At 38.1% G+C, this 11,276-nt stretch carries 7 protein-coding genes, 10 tRNA genes, 1 rRNA gene and 1 pseudogene; all 19 read left to right on the top strand.

The window, feature by feature from the left end; translation table 11 throughout:
• Positions 1-169: 169 nt before the first annotated feature.
• The 19 genes and pseudogenes from rrf to HNP81_RS23035 all read left to right on the top strand — a co-directional run bounded on the left by rrf (position 170) and on the right by HNP81_RS23035 (position 11,188).
• Positions 170-285: ribosomal RNA gene (gene rrf, locus HNP81_RS23125) — 5S ribosomal RNA — on the top strand.
• 45 nt (positions 286-330) lie between these two features.
• Positions 331-405, top strand: a tRNA-Asn gene (locus HNP81_RS23120).
• 1 nt (position 406) lies between these two features.
• Positions 407-479: transfer RNA gene (locus HNP81_RS23115), tRNA-Thr, on the top strand.
• Between the two features lie 38 nt (positions 480-517).
• Positions 518-592: transfer RNA gene (locus HNP81_RS23110), tRNA-Glu, on the top strand.
• Positions 593-602: 10 nt separating this feature from the next.
• Positions 603-678, top strand: a tRNA-Val gene (locus HNP81_RS23105).
• Positions 679-686: 8 nt separating this feature from the next.
• Positions 687-762: transfer RNA gene (locus HNP81_RS23100), tRNA-Thr, on the top strand.
• A gap of 7 nt (positions 763-769) precedes the next feature.
• Positions 770-853 (top strand) — tRNA-Tyr (locus tag HNP81_RS23095).
• Between the two features lie 95 nt (positions 854-948).
• A tRNA-Gln gene (locus HNP81_RS23090) sits at positions 949-1,023 on the top strand.
• Between the two features lie 63 nt (positions 1,024-1,086).
• Positions 1,087-1,159, top strand: a tRNA-Lys gene (locus tag HNP81_RS23085).
• An 8-nt stretch (positions 1,160-1,167) separates the two neighbouring features.
• A tRNA-Gly gene (locus HNP81_RS23080) sits at positions 1,168-1,242 on the top strand.
• Positions 1,243-1,263: 21 nt separating this feature from the next.
• Positions 1,264-1,339: transfer RNA gene (locus HNP81_RS23075), tRNA-Ala, on the top strand.
• Positions 1,340-1,834: 495 nt separating this feature from the next.
• Positions 1,835-2,398, top strand: a complete 564-nt coding sequence (sigW, locus tag HNP81_RS23070; RefSeq protein ID WP_028392656.1) for an RNA polymerase sigma factor SigW — start codon at positions 1,835-1,837, stop codon at positions 2,396-2,398.
• A 17-nt stretch (positions 2,399-2,415) separates the two neighbouring features.
• Positions 2,416-3,030: an anti-sigma factor family protein gene (locus tag HNP81_RS23065; protein ID WP_182504139.1), complete on the top strand. Its 615-nt coding sequence runs from the start codon at positions 2,416-2,418 to the stop codon at positions 3,028-3,030.
• 94 nt (positions 3,031-3,124) lie between these two features.
• Positions 3,125-4,455: pseudogene (locus HNP81_RS23060) on the top strand (IS3 family transposase).
• A 181-nt stretch (positions 4,456-4,636) separates the two neighbouring features.
• A complete protein-coding gene (gene cdaA / locus HNP81_RS23055; RefSeq protein ID WP_028392659.1) occupies positions 4,637-5,458 on the top strand; it encodes a diadenylate cyclase CdaA in 822 nt (273 codons plus the stop codon).
• Entirely contained in the window at positions 5,451-6,776 is a 1,326-nt protein-coding gene (locus HNP81_RS23050; protein ID WP_028392660.1) for a CdaR family protein, read from the top strand. Before cdaA ends, HNP81_RS23050 begins: the two co-directional genes overlap by 8 nt.
• A 47-nt stretch (positions 6,777-6,823) precedes the next feature.
• Entirely contained in the window at positions 6,824-8,173 is a 1,350-nt protein-coding gene (gene glmM, locus HNP81_RS23045) for a phosphoglucosamine mutase (RefSeq protein ID WP_182504138.1), read from the top strand.
• A 400-nt stretch (positions 8,174-8,573) separates the two neighbouring features.
• On the top strand, positions 8,574-10,376 hold the full coding sequence (glmS, locus tag HNP81_RS23040; protein ID WP_028392662.1) for a glutamine--fructose-6-phosphate transaminase (isomerizing): 1,803 nt from the start codon (positions 8,574-8,576) through the stop codon (positions 10,374-10,376).
• Between the two features lie 389 nt (positions 10,377-10,765).
• Positions 10,766-11,188 carry a TnsA endonuclease N-terminal domain-containing protein gene (locus HNP81_RS23035; protein WP_246399566.1) on the top strand — a complete coding sequence of 141 codons (423 nt, stop codon included), beginning with the start codon at positions 10,766-10,768 and terminating at the stop codon, positions 11,186-11,188.
• The last annotated feature ends 88 nt before the right edge of the window (positions 11,189-11,276 follow it).

Genomic DNA, 11,276 nt, shown 5'->3' with positions numbered 1-11,276 from the left:
GGCGACATGTGGAGCTGACTGATACTAATCGATCGAGGACTTAACCTTATTGTTTTTGAAATGTGCAAAAACCCTTCTTATTATCTAGTTTTGAAAGAATGAAAAATTATAATTGATTTTATTTTTAAAATTCGCTATAATAATAAATGTCTTTCGAAAAAAGAATATGTCTGGTAATGATGGCGAAGAGGTCACACCCGTTCCCATTCCGAACACGGAAGTTAAGCTCTTCAGCGCCAATGGTAGTTGGGGGTCTCCCCCTGTGAGAGTAGGACGTTGCCAGGCTATTTCACCTTTACATTTTGAGTTTTATAGGAAACATTATATCATTCCGCAGTAGCTCAGTGGTAGAGCATTCGGCTGTTAACCGAACGGTCGTAGGTTCGAATCCTACCTGCGGAGCCATGCTTCCATAGCTCAGCAGGTAGAGCACTTCCATGGTAAGGAAGAGGTCAGCGGTTCGAGCCCGCTTGGGAGCTTCCTAATTGACGATTAAATTATTATTTTAAATAATACGGGCCCTTTGGTCAAGCGGTTAAGACACCGCCCTTTCACGGCGGTAACACGGGTTCGAATCCCGTAAGGGTCACCATATACATATTGGAGGATTAGCTCAGCTGGGAGAGCATCTGCCTTACAAGCAGAGGGTCGGCGGTTCGATCCCGTCATCCTCCACCATTCAATTTGCCGGTGTAGCTCAATTGGTAGAGCAACTGACTTGTAATCAGTAGGTTGGGGGTTCAAGTCCTCTTGCCGGCACCAGTTTTCTGGAGGGGTAGCGAAGTGGCTAAACGCGGCGGACTGTAAATCCGCTCCTTCGGGTTCGGCAGTTCGAATCTGCCCCCCTCCACCATTTTTATAAAAAATTATTTGTTGGTTAGTTATATATTCTCCTTGTCAGGGAAGTATATGATTACCACCTATTTTTTTGTCAAAAAGCAAGATTATTGGGCTATAGCCAAGCGGTAAGGCAACGGATTTTGATTCCGTCATGCGAAGGTTCGAATCCTTCTAGCCCAGCCATTTATATAGCATTGTATATAAATTTAAACAAATAAATATAGATTTTCTCAGTATGTCTTATTCGAGCCATTAGCTCAGTTGGTAGAGCATCTGACTTTTAATCAGAGGGTCGCAGGTTCGAATCCTGCATGGCTCATTTTAATTGCGGAAGTAGTTCAGTGGTAGAATACAACCTTGCCAAGGTTGGGGTCGCGGGTTCGAATCCCGTCTTCCGCTCCAAAAACTAAAATTTTATATTAAGGGGCCTTAGCTCAGCTGGGAGAGCGCCTGCCTTGCACGCAGGAGGTCAGCGGTTCGATCCCGCTAGGCTCCACCACCTAATTTACATATCACTACATTTACGTCTTAAGCCATATAGCTTAAGACTTTTTTATTTTCTAAAAAAAATTGTAAAATTAATTATCCGGCATTAATGGGAAGTAAAATCTCCACTGATTGAACTATTATTTTAAGCAAATCACTTACTTTGTCTCTCTTGATCCAGATTATTTAATTACATTCATTCTTCAATTTTAATCAAAAAATCAGGAATAAGTGCATGGGCACATAGCTTGTATAACCTTAATGAAAGCATCTAAACTAATAACTCGGTGGCCTTATTATCCATTTATTTATATCTGGAGATTTAGACGAATAAGTTTTAGATAACCTCTAGACATCAACTACAAGTGTACATCCTTTATATTTCTATTAATGGAATTAATTAAACACATTTTGTTAAAGTTTGTTAAAATAATAGTAATGTTTTAGGGAACCTTTTAGCTTGCGATTCGTATACGTATCGTATAGCCGCATGAGCGGGGGTAAATAAATGGAGTTAATTGTTAAGCAGAGGATACATCAAGTATTAAAAGGCGATCAAAATGCTTTCGGTGAAGTTGTTGAGCTATATAAAGATAAAGTCTTCCAACTTTGCTTTCGAATGTTAGGCAATCGTCACGAAGCTGAAGACATGGCTCAAGAAGCCTTTGTGAGGGCATATGTAAATATACATCGATTTAATATTCAAATGAAGTTCTCGACCTGGATTTACAGGATTGCAACAAATTTATGCATAGATCGGATACGAAAGAAGAAACCTGATTATTTTTTAGATGCGGAAGTTGCGGGTACTGATGGCCTGGACATGTATTCTCAAATTGCAGCTGAAGTTGCATTACCAGAAGAACAGTTAGAATCGCTAGAGCTGCAAGAAACAATTCAAGCTGAAATTCTTAAATTGCCAGAAAAGTATCGATCCGTGATTGTATTGAAGTATATCGAAGAATTATCCTTAAAGGAAATCAGTGAGATCTTAGATTTGCCAATTGGTACGGTAAAAACGAGAATACATAGAGGTCGAGAGGCATTAAGAAAACAAATGCGCCATTTATAAAAGAAGGTGAAGAAAGAATGAAATGTCCTGATGAAGTTTATGAATATATGCACAATTATTTAGATGAAGAAATAAGTGCTGAAGACGAAGAATCTTTGAGAAAACATTTACAGGACTGTGAAGAGTGTCGCACATATTTTCATGAAATGAAGAAAGCAGTAGCGCTAGTACAAAGTACGTCGCATATTAAAGCTCCTGACAATTTTACAGAACGAGTAAAGGCGAGTCTTCCTAAAGAAAAGAAAAATATTAGTGCCAAGCGATGGATGAGGAATCATCCATTGTTAACAGCAGCTTCATTATTTATTATATTAATGGCAGGCTCACTGTTCTCAACATGGAATCAGGATGAAACTTTCTCAGTATCAAAACAAAATAATTTAGTAGTAGACAATGAAACCGTCATTGTACCTGCTGGCGAAGTTGTTAACGGGGATGTAGTCGTCAAAAACGGGGACATTCGTATTGAAGGAGAAGTCAGGGGCAATGTAACAGTTATAAATGGTAAGCAATACATGGCTTCGGCAGGTAATGTTACCGGTCAAATTTACGTAATTGATCAAATGTTTGAATGGCTTTGGTTTAACATAAAAGATACAGGGGAAGCTTTATTTCAGTTGGATGGGGACTAACCAAAAAACAAAAATATGAAGCCTTATTTTTGTTGAACTGCCCCGTAAATGTTAGACATTTGACTAACATTTACGGGGTGTTTTTTATGGCTAAATACACAGCTGTAAATTAAATGCGGTTTTACGATATTTAAACGGACATGAAAGCTATCGAGAGAAATTGCAGTTTCTTTTCATACAGACCAAATGACTATTTCCAATTGGGTTAAACATTTAGAACATAATGGTTCAGAAGGATCTATCAAATCCTATACAAGTTATTCTCAAAAGTTTAAACTGGATGTACTTAATTTTATGAACGAAAAGGGCATGTCCTCTTATGAGGTAGTTGCTATTTTTAATATTCCATCTCCTCGATTAGTACGTGGAGAAAGAAATTTGAAAATGGTGGACCGGATGCCCTACTACCAAAGAAAAAGGGGAGTCCATCCGTGAAAAAAGAAACAAAGAAAATCGAATCGCAAACACCTGTACCAGTTGAAAGTTCAGTTGAAGCACTACAAGGAAGAATCGCGCATTTAGAAATGGGGAATGTCTATCTAGAAAAGTTGAACGCTTTAGTTCAAATGCAGGAAAAATTACAAATAAAATCAAAGTGCAAGTAATTTTTGAACTAAAGAATCAGTATAGTATCGTGGATTTAGTTGAAGTCGCTTCCATTCCACGTAGCATGTATTATTATTGAAATACGGTTAAATCAAGCTGATAAATATGTGAAAGTAAAAGTAGCTATCAAAGACATTTATCATGAACATAAAGGCCGTTATGGCTATCGTCGTATGGCTAAAGAGCTACGTAAAAGAGGTTTCCGACATGATCCGAAAACGATAAATTGTTTAAGGAATGAAATTGGATTAAAGTGTATGGTAAGTATGAAAAGAATCGCTCTTATAAAGGAGATGCGGGTAAAATCGCCCCAAATTTATTACAATGTAATTTCAACGCAGTGAAAATGAATCAAAAATGGGTAACAGATGTAACTGAATTCCACTTATTTGGGGAGAAACGTTATTTATCACCAGTATTAGATTTATGTAATGGCGAAAATATTGCATATACCGTAATGCGTCGTCCTGTTTACCAACTTAATGGTGATATGTTAGAGCAAGCTTTTACACGCCTTCATCCAGGAGTTGAAATTGTTCTTCACTCGGATCAAGGATGGCATTATCAGATGAAGAAGTATCAAAAATCATTAGAGCAACACAATATTACGCAAAGTATGTCACTGATAATGCGGTCATGGAAAATTTCTTTGGCTTATTAAAATCTGAGCTACTTTATCTGCAAGAGTTTGAAAGTATGGAGCATTTCGAACAAGGGTTGGATGACTATATCTAATATTACAATCACAAACGAATGAAGGAAAAATTAAAAGACCTAAGTCCAGTAGAATACCGAACTCAGGTCTTGGATGTTGCATAAAATTTTATGTCTAACAGCATTGGGTCAGTTCATTGTATGCAGGGCTTTTTGGCTATGATTTGTATTCAGGAAAATGGCTCAATTAGAACTTATACATTCTTTAGAAGTATTAGAAAATACATGGTATACTAAGTTAGTTACGATGAATGGTTTTAGAGTATCACCGACTGGAGGAAGTAACATGTCATTATCCAACTTTACTTTCCTGGATTATTTCATAAATATTATCGATATTGTCCTTGTATGGTTTGTCATATATAAATTATTAGTTGTTATTAAAGGAACAAAGGCAATTCAACTGCTAAAAGGGATATTTGTCATTGTTGTCGTACACAGTTTAAGTAATTTGCTTGGATTTAATACGCTTGGATGGCTTATGGAGCAAGTCATGGACTGGGGAGTTCTTGCCACCATTATTATTTTTCAACCTGAATTAAGACGAGCACTTGAGCAGCTGGGCAGAGGGAAATTTTTTTCAAGGAGTATTGTTCAAGAGCAAGAAGAGCAGGACCGTTTAGTAGAGGAAATTGTAAAGGCTACCTCCTACATGGCAAAGCGAAGAATTGGAGCATTGATTTCGATTGAAAAGGATACAGGTTTAACTGACTACATCGAGACAGGCATACCATTAGGATCACATATTTCGTCTGAGTTATTAATTAATGTCTTCATCCCTAATACTCCATTACATGACGGTGCAGTCATACTAAAGGAAAATCAGTTGGCAGCTGCAGCCTGTTATTTGCCGCTATCAGAAAGTCCTTTCATATCAAAAGAACTTGGAACAAGGCATAGGGCGGCAATTGGAATAAGTGAGGTAACAGACTGTATCACAGTGATTGTATCCGAGGAAACCGGTGGAATCTCCATAACAAAAAATGGAGAGCTTTATCGTGAGCTCAGTCTAGAGACATTCAAGGAAATGTTGACAAAGGAGCTTGTTGATGACACGAAGGCAACTTCCTCAGGACGATGGAATTTGAGGGGGAAGAAAAATGGATAAATTCATGAACAGCATATGGTTCACTCGAATTATTGCGTTTGCAATCGCTGCTCTTTTATTTATTTCTGTTAACTTTGTGCCTAATTCGAAACTAGGAAAAGCAGATACATCTACCCCTGGGGAAAATGATACTGAAATAATTAAGGATGTACCGGTAGAAGTATACTATGATCAAAAAAATCTTGTTGTTACTGGAGCACCGGAAACTGTTGATATTACATTAACAGGTGTTAAGCCTGTATTGATGTCTGCAAAAAGTAAACGGGATTTTAAAGTATACATTGACCTTTCAGATCCAGACATAACAATGGGCGATAAAAAAGTGCCAATTAAGATCATGGATTTAAGTGAAAAGTTGAAAGCCAAAATTGATCCTGGATATGTAACTGTGAACGTCCAAGAACGGGTGACAGAAGAGTTTTCAGTAGAACCAGACTATAATCGAGCAAATCTAAAAGATGGCTATACGACAGAGTCTTTAGTTATTAAACCACAAACTGTGAAGATTACAGGGGCAAAGGACACGATTAATCAGATTGCTTATGTGAAAGCAATGCTCGAGTTAAATAAAGATGTAAAAGATACTGTCAATGGACAAGCGACCGTTCGCGCACTGGATCGAGACTTGAATAAGTTAAATGTGATCATTGAGCCTGCTAGTGTACGCTTTACGTTAAAGGTAAATATTTCTTCCAAAACTGTTCCAATTATACTTGTTCAAACTGGTAATGTAAGAAACGATCTTAAGATAAAAAGTGTTACTGCTGATCAGAAGGAAGTTGTACTTTATGGTAAAGCATCAGTGTTGCAAAATATAAAAGAAGTGAAGGTACCCGTTGATGTATCAAATATCGTCGGTGACAAAGAACTTGACTTGCCGATTACTGTCCCCGATAATGTTCAAAGGATTTCTAGAGAAATGGTGAAAGTGAGAATTCAGACAGATCCTGTTGTAAAAGAGGAAAGCCCGCCGAGCAATCAAGAAATGGAACAGCCAAAAGATCAAGAAACTTCTGTACAGATGAAGACGAAGACCATTTCTAATCTTAAAATTCAAGCGATTGGATTGCCAGCTGAGAAACAATTGGAATTTTTATCACCAACAGATGGTGTTACAAGTATCCTTATAAAAGGACCTGAAGATGAATTGAAAAAGGTGAATGAGTCCAATCTACAGCTTTCGATTAAAGCAGCGGATTTGGAAGAAGGTGAGCATAATTTAGATATTCAAGTCAATGCTCCATCTTCAATAACCTGGGAACTGCAAAACAAACAGGCATCAATATCGATATCGAGTATAAAAAAAGACGAGACATAATGTGATGTATTCCTCTTAGGAATCATTTGAAGAAGGAGCGAATTGTAATGGGAAAATATTTTGGAACGGATGGGGTTAGAGGAGTTGCGAATAGTGAATTAACACCTGAAATGGCATTTAAACTAGGTCGATTTGGAGGATATGTTTTAACTAAGAATACTGAGCGACCTAAAGTATTGATCGGCCGTGATACTCGTATTTCTGGTCATATGCTTGAAGGAGCCTTGGTAGCAGGACTATTATCCATTGGAGCCGAAGTTATGCGTCTTGGAGTTATTTCAACACCAGGTGTTTCTTACTTGACGAAAGCCCTAAGTGCAGAAGCGGGTGTAATGATTTCTGCTTCCCACAATCCGGTAGCTGATAACGGAATTAAATTTTTTGGACCAGATGGTTTTAAACTTTCAGATGATCAAGAGCAAGAGATTGAGGATTTAATTGATTTAGAAACAGATCATCTACCACGTCCTGTAGGTGGAGATTTGGGTCATGTAAATGATTACTTTGAAGGCGGTCAGAAATACCTTCAATATTTGAAACAAACGGTTGATGAAGATTTCACAGGGATTCACGTAGCCTTGGATTGCGCACATGGTGCAACCTCTTCACTTGCTGCTCATTTATTTGCCGATTTAGATGCGGATATTTCTACAATGGGTGCTTCACCGAATGGATTAAATATAAATGACGGAGTTGGGTCTACTCATCCAGAAGCCCTTTCGCAATTTTTACTGGAAAAGGGTGCAGACATTGGATTAGCATTTGATGGCGATGGAGACCGTCTGATTGCCATTGATGAAAAAGGAAATATTGTTGACGGTGACCAAATTATGTATATTTGTGCGAAATACTTGCATGAAGAAAATCGATTAAAACACGGTACGGTTGTTTCAACGGTAATGAGTAATCTAGGTTTCTATAAAAAGTTAGATGAAATTGGTATTAAAAGTGTTCAAACCGCTGTTGGCGATCGTTATGTAGTGGAAGAAATGAAGAAAAGCGGCTATAACTTAGGCGGAGAACAGTCTGGCCATATTATTTTCTTAGACTACAATACAACAGGGGATGGCTTGTTGACTGGTGTGCAGCTTGTTAGTATTCTCCAAATGACAAAAAAGCCATTATCTGTGCTTGCTGCTGAAATGAAGAAATATCCGCAAACACTAGTAAATGTCCGTGTCACTGATAAGCATGGTGTGACGGAAAACGCTAAAGTCCAGGAGATTATTTCTGAAGTAGAAGCAGAAATGAATGGGAACGGAAGGATTCTGGTCCGCCCATCTGGAACAGAACCATTGGTCCGAGTAATGGCAGAAGCTCCTGATGCCACACAATGTAATCAGTATGTAGACCGCATTGTAGCAGTTGTGAAAGCGGAGATGGGGCTTAAAGAATAAAACAAGTATGCATAAGAGGAACGTTTATTTCTCTTATGCATATTTTTATAAAAGCAAGAGTTTAACAATATGATTGACGGATCCTAATGTTTAGGTTATGATTATCCTGTTTTTACAAGAATGGGGAAATAACCATGGAAGGAGGATTGTGTCAGTACGAACATAAGCGCCAGGACTAAGCTCGGACGATATGGCTTAGTTGACGAGGTGGAGGTTTATCGATATTTCGGCGGATGCCTCCCGGCTAAATGTGTATAGCCGCAAGAATTTCGATTTTAAAACAGCAGGGCAACTTGCTGCACAAAGGATCGGAAATGCACATAAAAAATATTAGAGACAAGGGGGCAAGCATGCCCCCCCAGCATTCTTGTTCCCTTGCTGATTTCTGGAGGAACAAATTATGTGCGGAATTGTTGGATATATTGGTAATCAAGATGCAAAGGAAATTTTATTAAAAGGCTTAGAAAAACTTGAATATAGAGGCTATGATTCTGCTGGGATTGCACTCAAAAATAAATCAAGTGTGCAAGTCTTTAAGGAAAAAGGCCGGATTGCAGATCTTCGTGGAGTTGTAGATGTAACGGTAGCTGCAAATACAGGGATTGGCCATACACGATGGGCAACCCACGGTGTACCGAACCATGAGAATGCTCACCCACATCAAAGTACTTCAGGACGATTGACGTTGGTTCATAATGGAGTGATCGAAAACTATGCAATCCTGAAACGCGACTATTTGGCTGGAGTGGCGTTTAACAGCGATACTGACACAGAAGTTATCGTTCAGCTCATTGAGAAGTTCGTTAATGAAGGACAGGATGTTGAAGCTGCCTTTATTTCAACCCTTAAGCTTTTAAAAGGATCTTATGCACTTGCATTACTAGATAACCAAAATGACGACACGATTTTCGTTGCAAAAAATAAAAGCCCGTTGCTTATTGGTGTAGGTGATGATTTTAATGTTGTTGCTTCTGATGCTATGGCGATGATTCAAGTAACCGATCAATATGTAGAATTGATGGATAAAGAGGTAGTCATCGTAACAAAGGAAAATATCACAATTAAGAACTTGGAAGGTCTAGAAATGACTCGTTCCCCTTACACGGCAGAACTGGATGCAAGTGATATTGAAAAAGGCACGTATCCTCACTATATGTTGAAAGAAATTGATGAGCAGCCTGCTGTTATGCGTAAAATCATTCAAGCTTATCAGAATGAAGAAGGCAAGCTTACCATTGATTACAATATTGCTGAAGCAGTGAGTGAAGCAGACCGTGTTTATATCGTTGCGTGCGGAACAAGTTATCATGCAGGCTTAATTGGACAACAATTCATAGAAAAAATGGCGAAGATTCCAGTTGAGGTCCATGTTGCTTCTGAATTTGTCTACAATATGCCATTGCTTTCAGAAAAACCGCTATTTATCTTTATCTCACAGAGCGGTGAAACAGCTGATAGTCGTGCCGTACTCGTAGCTATTAAAGAACTTGGACATAAGGCCCTCACGATTACAAACGTTCCTGGCTCGACATTGTCACGTGAAGCTGATTACACATTGCTATTACATGCAGGTCCTGAAATTGCTGTTGCTTCAACGAAAGCTTATACTGCACAAATTGCTGTACTGGCCATTTTAGCTAATGTAACGGCTAAATTCCGTAACCAGCCGGTTGAATTTGATCTTGTAAAAGAACTTGGGATTATCGGAACAGCCATGGAAGCACTTTGTGACTCCAAAGAAGAATTTGAAGCAATTGCTCGTGAATATTTGTCTGTTACACGCAATGCATTTTTTATCGGGCGTTCATTAGATTATTATGTTGGCCTTGAGGGGTCACTGAAGCTTAAAGAAATTTCATATATCCAAGCAGAAGGATTTGCAGGCGGCGAATTAAAGCACGGAACCATCGCCTTAATTGAAGATGGAACACCGATTATTGCGCTTGCCACTCAAGAGAGTGTCAATTTGAGCATCCGCGGCAACGTCAAAGAGGTCGTAGCCCGTGGAGCAAATCCATGCATTATTTCAATGAAAGGCTTGGAAGAAGCAGAAGATCGCTTTGTCATCCCTGCTGTTCATGAATTATTAACACCTCTTGTCTCTGTTATACCGCTCCAACTCATTGCCTACTACGCAGCGCTTCACCGCGAATGTGACGTAGATAAACCACGTAACTTAGCGAAAAGCGTTACAGTGGAGTAAGTTTAGGAATATAAGTTAATGTGATGTTCACCGACATTAATGTTGGTAACTATACAATAAAGTTGGTAACTGTACAATAATGTTGGTAACCAAACAATAATGTCAGTAACTGAATTAAAATTGGTTTTTAAAATAGGTATAAAATAAGTTGATATTGGATAGAATCACTAAACATCAAATGATATTTAAATTGATTTTTTATTGCAAAAAAGATTTAAATATAAACTTATTTTGTGGTGGTGTTTTTAAAATGATTAATAAAATAACTCTATATAAAAATTTAAAAACACCTCAACCCCTAGGGAAATCCCTGGGGGTTTCTTTGTGGTCCATAAAGGTACATAAAGAAGAAAAATTAAATAGTTACTTTATTTTAGGTGGTGAAGGTCATGTCCAGAGGAACAAGAATTGAGAAATTTCAACAAAAAAGAATAAAGAATGGTTATGGTCAAGGCCAAGGAAAAGATTATAAGCCATTTATTCAAGCACATGACAATAAAGTGGCTTCTGAAGGTTGGTTGACGCGCCATTTGGGATGGAAAACTGAAAGAATTCATCATACACTTTCTGAACATGAAAGAAAGTATCTTTATTATCTAGAATGGTTAGACGAAGTAGTTGATATAAGAGAGCAATTCCCCTTGCTTCCCCAAGGTCGGACAGAAGAAATTGCCAAGCAACTTGGGGTTAAGCATGCCCATGTAGATGATTTACCGGTTGTTATGACTACAGACTTTGTAATTACCTTAAAAACTTCAAATGGATTAATTGATGTAGTTAGAACTGTGAAACCTGCTTCGAAACTATGGTAACTCTACTTAGTAATCTACAGTCAGAACATACAACTTCCGTTCAAGGTCCTATATTTGTACATAAAGAAAAGTATGAACAATACAGGAA

It is taken from the genome of Peribacillus huizhouensis (assembly GCF_014138605.1).
Classification (GTDB): domain Bacteria; phylum Bacillota; class Bacilli; order Bacillales; family DSM-1321; genus Peribacillus; species Peribacillus huizhouensis.
The sequence above is the reverse complement of the archived record's forward strand: the minus strand, read 5'-3'. Positions and strand labels throughout refer to the sequence as shown.

Excerpts from the sequence above, each read along its gene's own strand:
- HNP81_RS23050 (WP_028392660.1), top strand. The coding sequence starts at position 5,451 with ATGGATAAATTCATGAACAGCATATGGTTCACTCGAATTATTGCGTTT.
- HNP81_RS23035 (WP_246399566.1), top strand. The coding sequence starts at position 10,766 with ATGTCCAGAGGAACAAGAATTGAGAAATTTCAACAAAAAAGAATAAAG.
- glmS (WP_028392662.1), top strand. The coding sequence starts at position 8,574 with ATGTGCGGAATTGTTGGATATATTGGTAATCAAGATGCAAAGGAAATT.
- sigW (WP_028392656.1), top strand. The coding sequence starts at position 1,835 with ATGGAGTTAATTGTTAAGCAGAGGATACATCAAGTATTAAAAGGCGAT.
- cdaA (WP_028392659.1), top strand. The coding sequence starts at position 4,637 with ATGTCATTATCCAACTTTACTTTCCTGGATTATTTCATAAATATTATC.
- HNP81_RS23065 (WP_182504139.1), top strand. The coding sequence starts at position 2,416 with ATGAAATGTCCTGATGAAGTTTATGAATATATGCACAATTATTTAGAT.
- glmM (WP_182504138.1), top strand. The coding sequence starts at position 6,824 with ATGGGAAAATATTTTGGAACGGATGGGGTTAGAGGAGTTGCGAATAGT.